Below are 18,035 nucleotides of genomic sequence, written 5' to 3' on the forward strand. Positions count from 1 at the left end.
CTACAGACTTCTTTTCACAGTTACCCTTACCCGTAATCTCATGTCCGCTTGATTACTTACATTAGTTTTCAAGTACATGAGGGACAAAATGCAGGATTTATGCATCAGACACAAAAAGTTTGTACTTCCTGCCCCCTGCCTTCTGCCTCCTGCCCCCTGCCTCCTGCCTCCTGCCTCCTGCCCCCATAGCCTAATCTGCAATCAACTCGACTGCATCTCGTCCATCAGAATTTTGTAAGTAAACTTTGACAATTTCTTCTTTAGCTGTAGGCAACTTCTTGCCAATAAAATCTGGGTGAATTGGTAATTCTCGATGGCCTCTGTCTACTAACACAGCTAAACGAATCACTTCTGGTCTACCGTAATCGTTGACTGCGTTCAAAGCAGCGCGAATCGTCCGTCCTTTGAAAATCACATCATCCACGAGTACAACCGTTTTCCCGGTAAGGTCAAAAGGAATTTCGCTTTTCGTTGGAGTCCGCAATCCAATTTTGTCAAGGTCATCTCGATAAAATGTAATGTCCAAAGCACCGACTGACACTGCTACACCTTCGAGCGTCTCAATTTGACGCGCCAATAATTCGGCTAATAACGCACCCCTGGTATAAATACCAAGAAGTACCAGCTCAGACAAATCACGCGTCCTTTCGACAATTTGAGAGGCAAGGCGAGTCAAGGTACGACGGATTTCTTCGGATGAGAGAATTTCAACTACTTTGGCAGACATAGCAAGTCATCAGTTAGGAGTGATAAGTTAAGAGTTAGGAGTTTTTATTCTTAACTCCTAACTCCTAACTCCTAACTTTATATTTCTCATTACCTATTTGGGAGCATTAAGAATATTGCGATCGCTATCCCTAACCATAGCAAAAAACAATATCGAGTCAGCTGTAAAGCATTCTGAATAGAAGTTGCAGTAATGGCATAAATAGCATCTCCTAGCAGTGGTTTGTACTTAGCTACTCCCCGATACCAATTTGTACCCCCCATTTGCACACCCAAAAATGCCGCATAGGCGCACTCACTCCAGCCAGAATTGGGACTAGGATCGTTAATTGCATCCCGACGACAAATTTGCCAAATATGCATCGGTTTGCCCGATAGCAGCGCCAGAGTCACGACTGTTAACCGACAAGGTAGCCAAGTCAAACAATCTTCTAACCGCGCACAGAACCATCCTAAATAAGTATAGGGTGCTTCTCGATAGCCTACCATTGAATCAAGGGTACTGCTGGCTTTATATGCTAAAGCCAAGGGAGTTGGCCCCATAACTGGTATAAAGACACCAACAATTGCATAAAAAAGCGGAGCCATGACCCCATCGGTGGCATTTTCTGCAACCGTTTCTAAAACGGCTCGTGAAATTTCTGCTTGTGAGAGGTTTTGGGTATCTCGACCAACGTAATTACTTAAAATTTTTCGAGCCTTCTCCAAATCTCCCACTGTTAAAGGTTGTAAAACAGCCTCCGCTGCTGCTCGCAAACTTCTGCCAGCAAAACAACTAGCCAAAAGAATGCTATCTATTGCAATTCCTAAGAGTGGATGAACCCATCTGGCAATTTGAATAATCAAAAAGCCAACAAAACCGCTACCAATTATTAAAATAATACCTAGTAAAATTCCAGCTAGGCGTTGTGTTAGAGAACTTTGACACAATTGGAGAAAAAATTTGGTTAGGCGAGAAATTAGCCACCCCATAACTTGCACTGGATGAGGCCAATCCCAAGGATCGCCAATTAAGTAATCTAAAAATGCTGCAATTATTAAGATATAGATATTATTAGTCATAAGTCACGAGTTAAGGGTTAAAAGTCAAGGGTCAATATTTAGACTATTGACTCTTGACTAAACCACAAAACTAGCTTCTTCTCCAAGGGAAGCTTGCCGACTCCGAGCATCGTAATAAAGGTCTGCCAGAGTAATACTGTATAAAGCTTCTTTAACCTTTTGGTTGAGTCTCTGCCAGAGGCTAAACGTTACCCAATCTTCGGCTTGTGTAGGTGCTGGGGTGTGATGAGGTAAATGGCTAGTCTCGCCAACAGCTTCTAAAATTTGTCCTATAGATATTTGTGCAGGCTCTCTTGCCAATTGATATCCGCCGATGCTACCACGAATTGATTTCACTAAAGACGCACGACGCATTTCTATTAGTAGTTTTTCGAGGTAAGGAGCTGGGATATCTTGGCGTTTAGCGATCGCTCTCACAGATACAGGCCCATATCTTGGCTGTAAACTTAAATCTAGCAACGCCTTCACACTATAGTGTCCTCTGGTAGTTAATTTCATTTTGGCAAGCTTTGTTCTTTGTCCTTTGTCTTCGTTGGCACTGCATCTCCCTGAAAAGAAATTCTGATGGTCGGCTTCCGACTCTTAAACTTCTTTAGTTTGTCGTTTCTAAATAACCAATGACTAAGGATCAGTTTTGCTTATCATTCTATGACTCAGTTCTCATCCTTAAGAAAGAGACAACCTTTAGAGCGTTAGTTTAGAAAACTTAAAACAAATATAGTCTAGCAGTAATTCACAAACTATATACATATATATAGTTATCAGCATTGCCAGCATTATCTAAAATAGATTGTCTTAGCAATATTGGTAATGGCATAACAATTGTGCATCTGAGTGTAATATACTTGGCTAGGTTGAGATAAAAACTAAAGGATTATGTTCCTGTTAGCTCAACCTCAGCTAAAATAAAATCGATTCAAACACTTCAAACATTCATTTTCGACCTAAGTTGATGCCTAAACAGAAAAAAATTGAACCCCTACTCGGTGAAGAACTGCTCAAAAAAGTCAAAGAGCTAGAGAGCGAGAGCAAAGAAGACAAAGCCAAGAAGTGCGGCTACTATACCGTTACCAAAAATGGTATAGAGCGCGTCAATATGATGAAGTTCTTAAATGCCCTAATTGATGCTGAAGGCATTCAGTTAGACAGTACACCCAGCGCTAATGGGCGTGGTGGACGTAGTGCTAGCTATAGAATTAGTGTGCAATCGAATGGTAACTTACTCATAGGTTCAGCTTATACAAAACAGATGAATCTTAAACCAGGAGATGAGTTTTTGATCACTTTAGGCAAAAAGCACATTCGTCTGAGACAGGTAGATCCAGAAGATCGCGAAGATGATGAAGCCATAGAAGCCACGGCTTAATAAATAGTCATTAGTCAATTCTCCGTTGTCATTTGTCCTTTGTCCTTTGTGAAAAAAAATGACTATAAACAGTCATTAGTCAAGTGTCATTTGTCCTTTGTGAAAGCCAATGACCAATGACCAATGACTAATGACTAATGACTATATGTGTAGTGGGTAAGACTGGTAATAGTGGCGAAGTGCCTTGCGTGTTACTGCTAAATTACAGGTTAATGCAATTTGCTCTTTTTCTAATAAACCCAAAATGCGATCGGGTTTGTCTCGTGCTACCACTGGTAATTGATGTAAACCTCGAAGACTCATCCGGTCTAAAGCCTCAGATAAAAGTTCATCTTGCCATGCATAGAGAATTTCAGTAGTACAAATGTCTATGAGAGTTTGACTGGATAAATTATCTGGAATTTCACTTAGGGAATTTGAGTATGTTTGCCAAATAGCAAGGGCACGGTTAATATCTTCCAAAGAAAGTATACCAACTAATTGTTCTGCTTGATCAAATACTAAAGCACTAAGGACGCGATCGCGGGTCATTTCCACAGCTGCATCTAATACTCCCAGGGTTGCAGGTAACTTTTTGGGACAGGGGTACATGGCATCTTCGACCAAAATTTGCTGCACAATTTCCGCTTGTTCATCTTTCAATTCCGAAAGCCCAATCTGTTGTAGATTAGAGTTAGAGTTAAAAGTTGGTTTAATCCTTTCTACTAGCCAAACACTCAAACCTACAGCTGCCATTAACGGTAAAACAATTCGATAGTCGCGGGTTAATTCAAACAGCATTAAAATAGCCGTTAACGGCGCTCTCACACTAGCAGCCAGCACTGCTGCCATTCCCACCATTGCGTAAGCTGGGGGAGCCGCCATTTGATCGCAAATTGTGGGGAATGCTACGGCTAACATTTTGGCGTAAGCCGATCCAAAAGAAGCACCTAAAAACATTGCTGGTGCGAACAAACCACCGATGAAACCACTACCCGCACTAATTGCAGTCATCAATAACTTCACCACCAACAACACCACCAATAAGTAGAGTGGAAACTCCACATCTTGAAGCATTGCTTCTACAGTTTCATAACCGACACCCAGAATTTGCGGGAAGTGCAAAGCAACAGCGCCAATGATCGCACCGCCAATAATTGGATGAATTGGCTGAGGAATTCGTCCCAAAAAATCAAAACCTGGAACCTTCCCAGCAAAGCAGGCTTTTGCTAAACGAATTGATTGAGTATAAGCCAGAGAAACTAGGCTGGCCCCTAAACCCAAACCAAGATAAAGAGGTAATTCCAAGGGACTGCGAACTTGGTAAACAGGTAAATCAAAAGCAGGTTGAGCCCCCAAACCAATTTGGGCAATTAATGCTGCTACCACCGCTGCTAGCAGCACCACACTGACAGCAGAAGTAGCAAAAGATGTAGCTCCCATCACCACCTCTAGGGCAAAAAAGACTCCAGCGATGGGAGCATTAAATCCCGCAGCCAGTCCAGCCGCCGCGCCAGCACCTAACAGCAAACGTTGTCGTTCTTGAGATACATTGAGGATCACAGAGAACAACATTCCAAAATTTGCGCCAATTTCGACACTCGGCCCCTCTGGCCCCAAAGAAGCACCACTCCCCAAAGAAACAGATGCAGCCAGCATTTTTGTCACTGGTCGTAGTGGTCGCTTAATCTCTGTTCCCTGAGAAGCGGCGATGAGAGATGAAAGTCCAGGGCCAAAGTCTTGAGTACGCCAACGCATCAAGCCAACAATTAATCCGCCAAGGGTGGGAACGCAGGCTAAAGTCCAAGCACCCCAGGCGCCAATTTGACCCATTAAATTTTCCAGCATCAGCTGGTGAACCAACTGGATTAAATAGTGAAAGGTGACTACACCCATACCAGTACCACCGCCAATGAGCATGGCTAAAAACAGCACAACTGTTTCTGGGGATGGTTGAAAACGATTAATTAGGTGAGCTAGATGAGCGGAAGGTGTAGGAAAGGCAGGTTGTTCCGTTACCTTCCTCAGTTGAGTGGGAGGCAAGAGAGTCATTGAGAGGCGGGGTAAATGTAAGAAAAAATTTAAATTTTTATCTGTTACTTATCATTGTGAGCCATTATTTAGCAACCGGACAAGTAGACTTTATTTGCTTAACTTACAAAGCTTTAACTAAAAACGTCATTGTGCAAAATTTTTGTGGGGAGAATGGTTAAATGAGAGAGAATTATTTAAGGGTCAGCGATACCTAAGTTAGGCGTAGCTGCGGCTAGTGGGGTGCGAGCGATCGCCAACGCTATTTTTTCTAGAGACAACAAAGTTTTTTCGGCTGGGTGGACGCACCCGTAAACATTAACTATGAGTCATCCTTGCTTAAATCTAGCTATACTCGTGTTGCGACCATTAAGCCATCCTTGGTAGTAATAGAATGTATGTATGATTGATGCCTGATGTTAGATCGTAAATTGATCCCAATTCAATATAGCTATTGTTATAGAGCGAGTAAATGGACTAGGCGGATGAGGTAAATGAATATACACACTTTTGATAATCATTATGTTACTTGCCCAATTTGCCAAAGAAATGCCACGCCAAAACCAGTTAAAACGCGCATGGGCTTGTTTTGCTGTCCCTATTGCCAGGAAAGGCTAGTAGTTTGCCAAAGTGGTCATTATGTCCGCGATCCGTTTACTTGGAGACAATTGATGATGTCTTCGTCGCTACGTCGTCAAAGCCGACCTTTAGCGAGGATTATCAGAGATTTTGTCCTACTCAAGCGTCCTATGGTAGCCTTGGCTGTAGGTAGTGCCATTTTTTTTAGTGCGATCGCTTTGACCCAAGAAAAGACAAGCTATGATCGCCAAATTCTTCCCACAACAGAGAAAGTTAATGACCCAGGAAACAAATCTCAGTAAATCGATTACTTTGGTATAAATCAAATTCTACTTTGATTTTTGTAATATTATAACTAAATGCTCTTATAAAATCGTGTCTTATTACCCCAAATAGGACACGGTTTTATATTATGTCCCTTTAAAGAGTGATCGCCCATTAGACATCTAATGAAATTAAATATGCGTTATCTATAACTCTTGTAAAGATGTAGCAGTGCTACATCTTTACATTTATTTTTAGTCGTATCTCTATTAGTTGAACAAAAGTGTTGAATGCAGTCCCCCCGATAATTTTAATTTGGGTGCTGTCAGGGAAACCATTCTCAAAAGTGCAGGTATATAATGCACCCAAACAACAGTTATTAACCTGATGATTTCTTGTTCCACAAGTATGATCTCTTTATTTCCGCCAAACTATGCTAGTAAATATTTCCCTATTTTGGAAAAAGCATTAAATCTTTACTAAATTTGTAAAAAGTTAACTTAAAAAGCCATTGAGAAATTTGTGAATTAGCCTTATTCTACTTTAACGCCCTTAATTACTCTTGCCAGAGAATAAATGTAAATTTCTTATGGCACAAGACTTTTGACCAAAAAATCAAGAGTACTAACATTGTGTTAAAAAATAAAGGCTTTAACCCTCTGACTATTATATGAGGTTTAAAAGTTAGCTTCGATTTTTAGTTAGTGAGAGTGATGGAAGAGGGTTAACATATCGAACTTCAAACTATTAACAATTGTGGTAAAAACTAATAATTCTACCAGCGCGTCTGTTGCACAAAAGGATGATTATCCAGGACGTGCATACTTTATTCGGCATGGTGAAAGCACTAGCAACGAACGCAACATTTTTGCAGGAATACTAGATGTTGACCTCACCGTATTTGGTAGGTTACAGGCACGCCGTGCAGGTGCTGACATTAAGAAAAAGGGTGTGAAGTTTGATGCAGTATACGTATCTCACATGAGGCGGGCGCGGCAAACTTGTGAAATCGCCCTTGCTGAAAGTCAGGCGTTGAAGTCGCCCGATATTCCTGTTGAGATTGACCATCGGATTAGCGAGAAATCCTTTGGCATTTTTGCAGGACGTAACCTAAATCTACTTCGTCTTGCCCTTGGCTACGAAGGCTTCGAGGAAATGTTGCATTCCCATAACGAAGCACCTCCGGCTGGCGAGAAGATTTCACAAGTTTACTATCGCGCTGAACGTTTCTACGAGGACAAGGTTGTACCGCACTTGAAACGGGGCGAAACTGTTTTAGTAGTCTGCCACCAATATGTATTGGAGCCTTTAGCACTTTATTTAAGTGATTTACCACCGACTGATTATAAACATCTAAAACTCCCTAATGGTAAAGCTCTCAGTGGTGAGGAGCTAGTCAAGTTTCGCGACAAGGAATCCGGTGGTGCAGCTGAAAAACGTAAACAGATCAACGATCTGTCAATTATGTGGGCAATTTTGCTCTATGCTGCTGCGTTCTTACTGGGATGCTTGGTAAGGGCAATTAGCGCCTCCTCAGTTGGAATTCCCTCAGAACTATTTCGAGCGATCATCGTTGTCTGTCTGGCGGCTTCAACGTTTTATACTTACCTGGATATTGACTTTGCAGCGAGTAAACGCAAAGTAACTTCAACAGTGAAGTATATAGTCTACGCCTGGATGTTGGTGAGATGGGTAGTTGGGCTACTTTTAATATTTTCTGGAATCTTGTATCAAAATCCAGGGGATTTGTACAAAGTTATGTGGGTGCTTTTTTGGATGGTTCCACCCGCCCTTACTTCCCCAGTTTTATCAGTACTCTGGGGCGGTAATCTTTATCCCTCGGCTATCTTATCAAGGACGTTATCAATCATCGCTCCAGCTGCACTGATTGTGACATTTGGCTTGGCAAAACAATTACCAATTAACAGTTCAAGCCTGATATTTTTCGGTGTCATTCTAATTGTTGGTTTGGCAATACCGGGAGCGATCGCTCAATTTTGGCGTGACAAATCTCCTGTTGAATCAAATCACCACAGTAAGAACTGGAAATTTATTGGAGTGCTTGCTGTCGCATTAATGGCTTTGGCAACTGGGTTTCAGTTTACTCCATCAACATTCCTGGGCGATTTATTTTTCTCAACGGATGCAACGCGATCGCTAGCTTGTCTGCAACAACTGGCAGTGGCAACATTAGTCTTTATCTTAATGCGCGTCTTTGCCGTATTAACTTCAGTGTTTACAAAAGGCAAGCTGAATAAGGCAGAAGCTAGAGATGCTTATATCCTGCTTGTTAATCCCAACTTTTTCCTTTGGGCTGCTCTTTTCCTCGGAGTTAGTGCAACTGCAAATCCCGACGCCATAAGATATGCAATTTTTTGGGCAGCACTGGGATTCTTCTGCATACCACTTGTTGAGCAGATATTGTTTATGAATTCATTTGGTAATGAATTATTGCGAGAAACACTGCGTTCTTCGAGAATGGCAACAGAAGATGTGAGAAAACTGTTCCAGCAATTGGATACAGATGGCAGCAATGCACTCGATAAAGACGAGATTATGGAGCTTTTAGGTCGAATAGAAGATATGACAACAGGCGAACGTAGCTCTGAAGATGTCAGGAGGTACGTAACTGATTTTCTTTTCAACATTCTTGACGCCGATAAAAATGGCACAGTCGATTTAGTAGAGTTAGAAGAGTATGTATCAACCTACGGGTTAGTTGCTAACCTTAACGTTGTCTCTGCTGCTGCATCCCCGGTAGAAAGATAATTAATTATTGCTCTCTCAACAGATTTAGCTGAGAAAGACTTTTTAAATCCCATCGTGAATGGGATTTAAAAAAAGCCTTTCTTCTATCATGAAAAGTATTTTGTACCGCAATCAACATCATTCTTCTAATATAAATTTGGAAAAGGTACATTTTTACTTGCTAAATCTAGAATAAAAAGCCTTTGTGAAAGTGTTTGTAAATTAAGAAAAAATAAATATGAAATTAGACAAGTTTATCTTAGCACAAAATATGGCTTTCCTGATATCTATTCCCCCGGAAAGCAATCTAGCTAAATTACTGGCTTTTTGCCTGACTACAAAGGCTGGGAAAAATACTCCAGGAACCAAAATATTAGAAATGACTTATGACCTAATAGAAAATCCATCTAAGTTACCTTATTGGACTCAAGACATTATGGGACAGGATTTAGATTACACTACTGAAGAGTGGAAAGCACTGGCAAATATGGGTATTAAGGATGCTAATGATTTTATGGCTACTTTATGGCAGGAATTAGAAAATTTGAGTTTGTAAAAGAAAAAGTATGTCTTTAAATGTTGAACTTTTAGAGCAAAGCTTTGAAAAAGTTAAACCACGCGCTGATGAATTTGCAGCCAGTTTCTACGATAATCTTTTTCAAGCTCACCCAGAAATGAAACCACTGTTTACTAAAACAGATATGAAAAAGCAAGAGAAAAAACTATTAAGTTCTTTGGTTTTAGTAGTAGAAAATCTCCGCAACCCAGAAGCTTTAGAACCAGTTCTCAAGGCTCTAGGAGCTAGACACGTCGGCTATGGAGCTATTCCCAAACATTATGGACCAGTTGTGGAAGCACTACTGGTAACGTTTGAGCAATATCTCCAGCAAGATTGGACTACTGAAGTCAAAAAAGCTTGGCTAGATGCTTTTAGAGCTATTACTGCGTTGATGTTAAAAGGCGCGGGAGAAGAATCTTCACCAAAACCTGTCCAAGCTGAAAAACAAACTGAAACTTTAGCAAAACCTGCAATATTAAAAACAGAAATTCAAAAAGAATATCAACTATTTAAATCTACAGCAGAAGCAGAGAAAAAATCTCTGATATCAGTTCAGTTAGATGGTGAAGTTTTAAAAGAAATTATCAATGATTTGACCGTTAATTATCAGCAATTTCAGACCAAAATATCAGAACAGCCATTAAGTGAAGTCCTCAAACAAATTCCCAAAAAACTTATTGATACTTTCTGGATAGCACCAACATGGTTAGTCTGTATAGTTTCAGTAGTCATTTTTACCGTAGTTGTTGTAATTGTCGATGAGAATTCGCTGCTGGCAAAGGCTTTGGGTGCTGCTGACACTATCAGTTTGGTGGTGGCGCTAGTTCTATTCATTAAGGAAGCTCCAGATCGCAGAAAACAATTTCATTATCAAGCCTGGAGTACGATTGATGCAGCACACGGTGTGAAAGTTAGTTATGCCAGAATTTTGGCACTGCAAGATTTGAATAAGGATGGTGTTTCTTTAAGAGGTTTGGATGCTCCTGGTGCGGAGTTAGTAGATATTAATCTCTCCCATGCCAATCTCAGTAAAGCTAATTTAATGGAAAGCGATTTTACTAATGCCAATCTCAGCTATGCCAATTTAGATAATGCTAATCTCAGTCAGATTAAACTTAGTGGTGCAAATTTAAGTTATGCAAAACTGGGTTTTTCTCGATTGAATCAGGCTAATCTTAGTAGTGCAAATTTGAGTGGCGCTAATTTGATTTGTGCAGATTTGAGTCATACCAATCTGAGTGGTGCAGATTTGAGAGATGCTAGTTTGAGTGGTGCTAATTTGGAAGGAGCTTATCTAACTGGTGCTAATCTCAAGAATGCTAAAGTGAGCGACTCTGAACTGAGTAATGCTTTCCTGGAAGGTGCGATTATGCCTAATGGCTCACGATATAAATCTTCACTTAGCGATCGCTGAAGTTACAATTCCGCAATCTTTGTCAAACCCATCAATACTTTAATCGAAAGCGCTTGCAATGTGGGGGCTGGGGAATTTGATGCGGTTGTGAAATCGGGTTCGCAAGATGAATTTGGCAGGGTGAACGCACGGGATTTCTGAAACCCCTGCTGGATAAGGATCTTGACGAAAAAACAGGCTAAATGAAAAAACGCCGAAACCCTTGCTATTAAAGGATTTTTATACTTTAGATGCATTTGCCCGCAAAAATAAATTGCTCTACGACGTTTGGGGCGATACCGTAAATATTGCCAATCGGTTGAAGTCTGCTTGTCCGCCAGAAGCTATCTTAGTTTCTCAGAAGGTCTGCGATCGCCTGCACGATATCTACGATTTTAAGCTCTTTGGTGAAATTCAAGAACCTGGAAAAGAAAAGCTAGTGGCTTGGCAACTCAAAAATTCTAAGCAGACAGTAAGTGTTCGAGAGGAAGAAGTTTATGAGTAGGTAAATATGGCTCAACAGGCAGATGTTTCGTCCAATGCTGAGGTTGAATTGCCTATTAAAATTTTGAAGTAATTGAAATTTGTCAGTACTTAGTATGCTTAAATACTCCAGTTTGCCTATTTTTTTTATACCTATCTAATTTATTGTGCAATTGGAAAATCGGGACACTAAAGCATTTATAATTTACTATCCGGCAATACTTGGGGTGAAAACATTGCCCACAAAGATTTATAGTAAGGGAGAAAATAAGCAGCCTGTTGCGGTTCCAGACGAGAACGGATCTCAGTGCCGAGCGAGTGAATCAAGTGCCGAACCAATTCCCAGCGTACCTTTAATCGGGGATAGAGCATGATACACAGGGGAAATAGCTCTTGTTGTACGGCGCTAATATTGTTCTCCAAAACACAGACCCATAGATAGACCTGAAACATCTCTATATCACGAAGACTCGAAATTTGAATGTTGGTGTCATCTAAACGACCTGTGTAGCAATGATAATTGGGATATAACTGCATCGCCTGTTCCACAATCTTGATTGCAATCTCGCTGCACAACGGTAAAAGTTGCTGGACAGCTTGTAACGGTGGTGCGTCGTAAGCATATTGGGCTGCTGCCTGGTAAGCACGCTGGAGAGGCATATAGAGATGGTCATCAATCACCTTGAAGTAAGCACTCAGCGATGATTGCTGCGCCGGCGGTGTCAAGTTGAGCAGCATTTGTCCGCTGTAGTGGAACTGCATACTAATAAATCCGATCGCTCTAGAATCATCTGCCATGTACTTCTGCCGAATGTTTCCCAAATCTTTGGCAATCCAAGTAGAAAACTTCGGTGGGGGAATTTGTTCAGCATAGGCTGAGAGGGCAGTTTGATAAATCTGGTGAGCATCCTTTGTGACTGCCCACGGATCGATCAATTGAGGGTCAATTTGATGCCGAATCACCTCTTGAGACAAAAGTGCTTCCGTTTTTGTCCATGCTTGAATACTCGTGGTTCTGAGTGTTTGCATTAACGTTCTTGCAATCTCAGTTGCGATTCCACTGCGCTTGATAACTTCAACGCGATCGTCTTGTTCAGCTAGCTTTCGCAAATATTTCTTCGCCCAGGCTTCTGAAAATGATTGGTTTGCTGCTGTCTCAAGCTCTCCTACTTCTTCTGATAAGAATGAAATATTTTGTAACTCCATAAGCACCTGATTGCTAAATTTAATGAATAAAATATTTCGTAATATTTATCAGCATAGAAAAATTAATCTCGCGGGCAAAACCGCAAGATTACGGAGTTTATCATTTCTTCAAACTAAATCTTGGACTTTTTACAGCCGATTAGTATCTTTTGTGACTAACTTCCAACCTTCAGCTTGGTCAATTAGCTTCATCGACTCTAGTTCAAGATTGTTGAAATCAGATGCATGAAGTAGAAAGTAGGGTTGGCCGTTGTAGTGCCAATAATATTCCAGTTCACCAACAGAAGCGGGAATGATGGTGCGATCGCTATAATAATCCAACGAAGGACGATGGTAGGGAAAAGAAGTGTAAATCTTCCTCGTCGCTGGATTTGCTCGTACAATCATAGCGGCGACTGGTTTAACTGGATAGGCTTCAGATAATTCCCAAACCCAGTAGTTAGATTTCATTAACAGTAGCAGCGAAATATAACTTCCCCAAAACAAAATCTTCAGAAATTGTCCGTCGCCTCGTTCTGCCAATATAGCTGCTAAGGTCATAGTTAAAGCTACGGCGGCAAAAATCAGTTGTAAGTCTGTTTTTGGTGTTGTACCCGCACTGAAATAAATGCTACCAGCAGAAGCAGCCACAGCAAGTATTGCCAAACCAGCAACCCAAGCACGGGGATAGGATGAGAGTAAAGGCGAATTTTCCGTTTCTGATAATTGGATACCAAAAGCTAAAGCTAAACTAGGGTAAATCGGGAATAGATACCAGGGAACTTTCGTAATCATGAAGGAAATTACCAGCAGATAAACCCCACTCCACGCCATTACTAGTTTTGCCCAGCTAAGGTTGCGATTTTCCCAGGTTAAGCGGACAGTTTGTGGTAAGAATAATAACCACGGCCATGTGTATTTGAGAAGTTCAATCACATAGTACCAAGGTGGTTCAGAATTCCCTTCTACAACTGAGCCAATTCGGCCTAGTGATGGGTTTGCAATACCAATTTGGGCGAAAGTATAACCATAGTGAATTAGTTGGGCACCATACCAACCAGCTACAGGTAGAATGCCAATTAAGATTGCTATCCAGAGATAGTAACAAGTGAGCAGTCGTGGCGTATCCCAAAACAGAAATACAAGTGCGATCGCACCGAGTAATACACCTAGCAATCCTTGAGTTAAACAAATAAACCCAAAACTAACACCAATACCAAGACAATAACGTAAATCTCGGCGCGATCGCAACACGCACAACATCATCACCATCAAAAAACTTACCATCGCCCCATCCAACATTGCTAACCGCCCATGACGTACCACGGGTAGCATTGTTAGGTAAATCAAGGCGCTATAAATAGCAGCCCAACGTTGGCGAAATATTTCTCGAGCAATGCAATACAGTAAAGGTACAGATGTTGCTGTTAAAATTGCTCCAGGTAGGCGTGTTGTCAACTCATTTTCGCCTCCTAGAGAATAAGCCCAAGCTATTAGCAAATGCATCAAAGGCGGCTTGTCATGATATGGTTCGCCTCCTAACGTTGGGTAAAGCCAAGGCATTGAACCAGCTGGGGCGTGCCAAATTTCACGAGCAACCTGTGCCACAGTACCTTCATCCCAATCTCGCAACGGCAACCCTCCCAGATTGATGCTAAACAGTAATACTGCTGCCAACAGCAATACTATTAGCCATACCCAATCAATCCATTTTCCAACCGTGCGATGCTGTTTTTCCAGATGACTCCAAATAAAGCTTCCTTCTTGCATATTCTCTGGTAATCATTTTACTTGCTGGTTTGATTACATAGAGACATCTAGCGAATCTCCAATGTTGCCACCCAGTAACAACGTATGTTTTTAACAATTGCTAGTTTCCAAGATTAACTCAATTTTTTATAATTAGCGCTATTTTTTAAAAAAATTATATTGGTTATTTAAATAACATTTAAGCTAATAAATGATAAAAATAATACAAGTGATAAATAATTTATTACCTGTTATATAGTCCGTAAATAAACTTGTATTTTATTTTGTATGTGACCATTGGTTTTAATTTTATCTACTTAGTTTTTATAATTTCATAAACTTAATAAGCGATCTCTACACTAATTCAATAGTCTGTTGAATCCTTTCAAGAACTATATATAATGCTTTTTAATAAAAATTTTACGATAAATATAATTATTTCTTGATTAAAAGTATATTTAAGAATTGAAAATTTATTTTGGTTGAATAAAATTATCTAAATAAAGAAAAAATATATTTTAAATTTAATTAAGTAAATATTGTATATAATAGATATGATATACAATATTTTAAATACTTTTGATAACAATAAACAGCTAAAAACTTATTGGAGACTGTCAATGAATTTACCTGTAGTTGTAGATATTACTCTTGGCTTAGTTTTTATTTACTTGATTTTGAGCTTGCTAGCTTCGGAAATCCAGGAAATAATCGCTACATTATTACAATGGAGAGCTAAACATTTAAGAACTTCGATTGAATTACTTTTATCAGGTGGTAGTGAAAGTGAAAAATCAGATATTATTAATGCAATCCAGTTGGTACAGAAACTTTATAACGATCCTTTGATTAATACATTGAATCAACAAGCCAAGGGTAAAGTAGAAAAGCATTTCCAGGAAATTACCAAAAACCCTGATAAACTAGTACTAGAAAAACAAAGTGGCCCTTCCTATCTTCCTTCTGAAACATTTGCAATTACTTTATTAGATACCTTAAAAATTCCCCAGCTAATTAATCATGTTAAACATCCTAGTGAAGAAGCAAAAACCAACTTGCAGATGATATTAGCCTCTTATAAAGAACTTAAAAAAGGTATTAATAATCCAAATAGTGCAAGTTACACAAAAATTCAAGAAATTTATGGAGAGATTGACCAGAAATTTATAGATTTTGTTAATAATGAGTTACCTGATGAAGTCCCTAATAGTTTAATCAAGAGCCTTAGTGTAATTGCTCAACGTAGCAGGATAAAGATTGGCGATCTCACAGAGGAAGCGAATCAATTTAAAAATGAAGTAGAAACATGGTTTGATCGCTCTATGGATCGAGCAAGCGGTGTTTATAAGCGCAATGCCAAAGGAGTTGCTATTTTAATTGGAATATCAGTTGCCTTTTTAACCAATACTGATACATTTCACTTGGTTAAAAGACTATCGGAGGATTCGGTTATCCGCTCTACCATTACTCAAAGTGCAAGTCAACGAATCGATTATATCAATGATGAAGCAGCCAGAAGGGATATTGAGAAACTATTAGGAAATGCTTCTATACCGATTGGATGGCAAAATATTAATCAACAGTTTGAGTTATTAGATACGACGAAATCGAATAGAGTTTATATCAGAACTTCACAGGTTTTTAAATTAATTTGCGGTTGGATAGTGAGTGGTTTTGCTATTGCTATGGGTGCGCCTTTTTGGTTTGATATCCTTAATAAAGTTATCAATGTGCGGAATGCAGGGCCAAAACCTGTTGCGTATACTAAGGATCAACCGTCTCAAAAATAGCGTTTCAATTAAATCAAAAAATAAAAATAACTTGGAGTTTTAATTCTTGATTCTGAAGAGTAATGTCAATTTGTCTGATAAATTCTCGAAAGTAAAATCGTCGTTCTGTTTCCGACAAATCTAACCAAAATTGTGGTATAGAAACAGCTTGAGCAACAGAACGCAAGTTAACTGGAGGGAGAGTTGCTAGCTTTGCTTCAAGTGCAGAAATTTCTGTGCGGAGTTTGTAAGCCCTTAACTTTGCTGTTTCGGCATCTAAAATTCCAGTTTCAATTAAAGCGGGTAACTGAGCAAGTATTTCTTGCTGACGAGCGATCGCTTGCCCTAAACTATTCTTGAATGCATCCAACTGAGGAAAATTCATTCCTGCTACCGCCAGAGGTAAATCACGGCAAACGGTTTCAATGGTATGTTCCAACACCTCTTGGTAGGGAATAGCCTTACACTTGGGGCTTTGGGGACAGCTAGTAGAACGTAAATAAAGATACTCTTTATCTTGGTTGCGTTGGGTAACACGGGTAACTGTCAGATGTGACTGACACTCAGCACAGAGAACCAACCCAGCCAGAGAACGCGGTGCGCTAGCAGTTCGGGATGGTAAACGGCTGTTACGGCGTAAAAGTCGGTCAACTTGGGCTGCTTCTTCCTTAGAAATTATCGGAATATGGGTATTGGAGATAATTTCACCATTTTGGTAGGCTGTATTGCCGCGATAAACTGGATTAGTCAGCCAACGTCTTCCTGTGGTTACAGAGATTTTCTTGCCGTATTTTTTCGCCAAGTAACGCACTGAACCCCGCAGGGAACCATAGAGTAAAAAGTGTTCAAAAAAATCTTTTACTACTGGTGAAGTACTGCGGTCAATGGTATATTTTCCCTTACCTCTGCGATAGCCGTAGGGAACTTTGCCGGGTGGCGGTGCAACCTCAAGACGATTACGGGCGTGTCCTTGACGGATGCGACGACTACGTTGCTGTCGTTGGATTGCGTGTAGCAAATTCAGCAAGTTAGCACCCAGAGGGTAATTTTCGGAAGTGTAGGGCTGTTCAGTGGCGATTACTGCGATTCCCATGACTTCGAGTTGATTAAGGCGATCGCTAATTTCCTCTACAGTATCGCCCAATTCTTCCAACCGACGAATCAGGAGATAATCTGCTGGTTCAGTTTGGCAATCGGTAAATAATTGTTGTAATTGCGATCGTGCAGAAGAGTCTGGCTTGCCCAAATCTTCATAAACCCGATCCACCTCCCATCCCCAATCGGCTAGATCGGGAGAAGATTCTAATAGCGGATCGGTGTAAGAGTAGGCAATTATTTTCAAAGGTTTAGTGCAGCCTTACAAAGAAATGGTATCAGTTATAACTACTAGCTTGACGACAAAACATTAAGTGATACTGTCCGCCTAGTGCCATGAGTTGATCATGAGTGCCTACTTCGATAATTTGACCGTGTTCTAGTACTACTACTCGATCTGCTAGTTTTGCCAAAGCGAGGCGATGGCTAACTACAACGGCTATTCTAGCCTTCGCTAGGTTACGCAAAATATTGTAAATCTCATGTTCTGTTTTCGGATCGAGGTTTGCTGTTGGTTCGTCAAGGATGACTAATTCGGCTGGAGAGAGTCGCAGCAAGGCACGAGCGATTGCTAATCTTTGCCAGATTTCTGATGTAAATACCTGTTTGCAATGCTTCATACTCAGTTGCATTCACAGCTGATAAAACTTGCCGATGATGATTCCCATTTCTTTGAAAGCTCTGATTGTTAGCAGCCGATTCTCTGACTTCTTTCCATACCTTTGTTACTGACTTTGATTGCAACTCTGCATGAGAAGAGGACAACTGCGGCTCTAACTCCAAAAGCTGGAAAATCGGCGTTGTTGCTAGTGCAATATTATATAACTCTGACCCGCCAGACATCAGATTATCCAAACTCCGGCGCACTTCCAAAATTACCCCAGTGTAAAGGGCCAAATCTCCTAATGTATGGGTTCCACCTAGCACTCCCTGGATTACGTATACATAAGGCAACGCCAAGCCTAACCCACTTAATAAAGACCAACCAATAAGGGACTTGCAAGAAAATAAGATCCCAATCAAACTGGAGTAATCGTGATATCCCAT

Annotated in this window: 14 protein-coding genes and 2 pseudogenes; 7 read left to right on the forward strand and 9 right to left on the reverse strand. The window is 40.4% G+C overall.

The window, feature by feature from the left end; genetic code table 11:
* Positions 1 to 190: 190 nt before the first annotated feature.
* The 3 genes from pyrR to HWQ40_RS33805 all read right to left on the reverse strand — a co-directional run bounded on the left by pyrR (position 191) and on the right by HWQ40_RS33805 (position 2,286).
* Positions 191 to 727 carry a bifunctional pyr operon transcriptional regulator/uracil phosphoribosyltransferase PyrR gene (gene pyrR / locus HWQ40_RS33795; RefSeq protein ID WP_292786626.1) on the reverse strand — a complete coding sequence of 179 codons (537 nt, stop codon included), beginning with the start codon at positions 725 to 727 and terminating at the stop codon, positions 191 to 193.
* Between the two features lie 89 nt (positions 728 to 816).
* On the reverse strand, positions 817 to 1,788 hold the full coding sequence (cbiB, locus tag HWQ40_RS33800) for an adenosylcobinamide-phosphate synthase CbiB (protein ID WP_292786629.1): 972 nt from the start codon (positions 1,786 to 1,788) through the stop codon (positions 817 to 819).
* Positions 1,789 to 1,845: 57 nt separating this feature from the next.
* Complete coding sequence (locus HWQ40_RS33805) at positions 1,846 to 2,286, reverse strand: Rrf2 family transcriptional regulator (RefSeq protein WP_292786631.1); 441 nt, start codon at positions 2,284 to 2,286, stop codon at positions 1,846 to 1,848.
* Between the two features lie 454 nt (positions 2,287 to 2,740).
* On the opposite strand from HWQ40_RS33805, the gene HWQ40_RS33810 reads away from it, so the two are divergent.
* Complete coding sequence (locus HWQ40_RS33810) at positions 2,741 to 3,154, forward strand: AbrB family transcriptional regulator (RefSeq protein ID WP_292786633.1); 414 nt, start codon at positions 2,741 to 2,743, stop codon at positions 3,152 to 3,154.
* 127 nt (positions 3,155 to 3,281) lie between these two features.
* Here HWQ40_RS33810 and HWQ40_RS33815 read toward each other — a convergent pair.
* Positions 3,282 to 5,185 (reverse strand): annotated as a pseudogene (locus tag HWQ40_RS33815) (chloride channel protein).
* 473 nt (positions 5,186 to 5,658) lie between these two features.
* On the opposite strand from HWQ40_RS33815, the gene HWQ40_RS33820 reads away from it, so the two are divergent.
* The 5 genes from HWQ40_RS33820 to HWQ40_RS33840 all read left to right on the forward strand — a co-directional run bounded on the left by HWQ40_RS33820 (position 5,659) and on the right by HWQ40_RS33840 (position 11,212).
* Complete coding sequence (locus HWQ40_RS33820) at positions 5,659 to 6,045, forward strand: hypothetical protein (RefSeq protein ID WP_292786636.1); 387 nt, start codon at positions 5,659 to 5,661, stop codon at positions 6,043 to 6,045.
* A gap of 718 nt (positions 6,046 to 6,763) precedes the next feature.
* The gene (locus tag HWQ40_RS33825; RefSeq protein ID WP_292786638.1) at positions 6,764 to 8,776 is read left to right on the forward strand and encodes a histidine phosphatase family protein; all 2,013 of its coding nucleotides are present in this window, start codon (positions 6,764 to 6,766) and stop codon (positions 8,774 to 8,776) included.
* A 217-nt stretch (positions 8,777 to 8,993) separates the two neighbouring features.
* The gene (locus HWQ40_RS33830) at positions 8,994 to 9,311 is read left to right on the forward strand and encodes a hypothetical protein (protein WP_292786640.1); all 318 of its coding nucleotides are present in this window, start codon (positions 8,994 to 8,996) and stop codon (positions 9,309 to 9,311) included.
* Between the two features lie 10 nt (positions 9,312 to 9,321).
* Complete coding sequence (locus tag HWQ40_RS33835; RefSeq protein ID WP_292786642.1) at positions 9,322 to 10,728, forward strand: pentapeptide repeat-containing protein; 1,407 nt, start codon at positions 9,322 to 9,324, stop codon at positions 10,726 to 10,728.
* A 202-nt stretch (positions 10,729 to 10,930) separates the two neighbouring features.
* Positions 10,931 to 11,212 (forward strand): adenylate/guanylate cyclase domain-containing protein, encoded by a 282-nt coding sequence (locus HWQ40_RS33840; protein WP_292786644.1) that lies wholly within the window; start codon positions 10,931 to 10,933, stop codon positions 11,210 to 11,212.
* A gap of 176 nt (positions 11,213 to 11,388) precedes the next feature.
* Here HWQ40_RS33840 and HWQ40_RS33845 read toward each other — a convergent pair whose 3' ends face one another.
* Together HWQ40_RS33845 and HWQ40_RS33850 are read right to left on the reverse strand one after the other, a co-directional pair.
* The gene (locus HWQ40_RS33845; protein ID WP_292786646.1) at positions 11,389 to 12,396 is read right to left on the reverse strand and encodes a hypothetical protein; all 1,008 of its coding nucleotides are present in this window, start codon (positions 12,394 to 12,396) and stop codon (positions 11,389 to 11,391) included.
* A 129-nt stretch (positions 12,397 to 12,525) separates the two neighbouring features.
* Entirely contained in the window at positions 12,526 to 14,145 is a 1,620-nt protein-coding gene (locus tag HWQ40_RS33850; protein ID WP_292786648.1) for a glycosyltransferase family 39 protein, read from the reverse strand.
* Positions 14,146 to 14,744: 599 nt separating this feature from the next.
* Between HWQ40_RS33850 and HWQ40_RS33855 the strand changes: the two genes are divergently transcribed.
* Entirely contained in the window at positions 14,745 to 15,914 is a 1,170-nt protein-coding gene (locus HWQ40_RS33855) for a hypothetical protein (protein WP_292786650.1), read from the forward strand.
* A 13-nt stretch (positions 15,915 to 15,927) separates the two neighbouring features.
* On the opposite strand, the gene HWQ40_RS33860 is transcribed toward HWQ40_RS33855, so the two are convergent.
* From HWQ40_RS33860 to HWQ40_RS33870, 3 genes and pseudogenes are all read right to left on the reverse strand, one after another.
* A complete protein-coding gene (locus HWQ40_RS33860) occupies positions 15,928 to 17,235 on the reverse strand; it encodes a recombinase family protein (RefSeq protein ID WP_292786652.1) in 1,308 nt (435 codons plus the stop codon).
* 31 nt (positions 17,236 to 17,266) lie between these two features.
* Positions 17,267 to 17,545, reverse strand: a complete 279-nt coding sequence (locus tag HWQ40_RS33865; RefSeq protein WP_292786654.1) for an AAA family ATPase — start codon at positions 17,543 to 17,545, stop codon at positions 17,267 to 17,269.
* Positions 17,508 to 18,035, reverse strand: a pseudogene (locus tag HWQ40_RS33870) (hypothetical protein); the annotation flags it as partial. The gene HWQ40_RS33865 and the pseudogene HWQ40_RS33870, both read right to left, overlap by 38 nt.

It is taken from the genome of Nostoc sp. NMS9 (assembly GCF_017114995.1).
Classification (GTDB): Bacteria; Cyanobacteriota; Cyanobacteriia; order Cyanobacteriales; family Nostocaceae; genus Nostoc.

Bases quoted from the DNA above. Each gene is read 5' to 3' on its own strand.
- HWQ40_RS33850 (WP_292786648.1), bottom strand. From the start codon at position 14,145: ATGCAAGAAGGAAGCTTTATTTGGAGTCATCTGGAAAAACAGCATCGC.
- HWQ40_RS33835 (WP_292786642.1), top strand. From the start codon at position 9,322: ATGTCTTTAAATGTTGAACTTTTAGAGCAAAGCTTTGAAAAAGTTAAA.
- HWQ40_RS33810 (WP_292786633.1), top strand. From the start codon at position 2,741: ATGCCTAAACAGAAAAAAATTGAACCCCTACTCGGTGAAGAACTGCTC.
- cbiB (WP_292786629.1), bottom strand. From the start codon at position 1,788: ATGACTAATAATATCTATATCTTAATAATTGCAGCATTTTTAGATTAC.
- HWQ40_RS33830 (WP_292786640.1), top strand. From the start codon at position 8,994: ATGAAATTAGACAAGTTTATCTTAGCACAAAATATGGCTTTCCTGATA.
- HWQ40_RS33820 (WP_292786636.1), top strand. From the start codon at position 5,659: ATGAATATACACACTTTTGATAATCATTATGTTACTTGCCCAATTTGC.
- HWQ40_RS33845 (WP_292786646.1), bottom strand. From the start codon at position 12,396: ATGGAGTTACAAAATATTTCATTCTTATCAGAAGAAGTAGGAGAGCTT.
- pyrR (WP_292786626.1), bottom strand. From the start codon at position 727: ATGTCTGCCAAAGTAGTTGAAATTCTCTCATCCGAAGAAATCCGTCGT.
- HWQ40_RS33855 (WP_292786650.1), top strand. From the start codon at position 14,745: ATGAATTTACCTGTAGTTGTAGATATTACTCTTGGCTTAGTTTTTATT.
- HWQ40_RS33805 (WP_292786631.1), bottom strand. From the start codon at position 2,286: ATGAAATTAACTACCAGAGGACACTATAGTGTGAAGGCGTTGCTAGAT.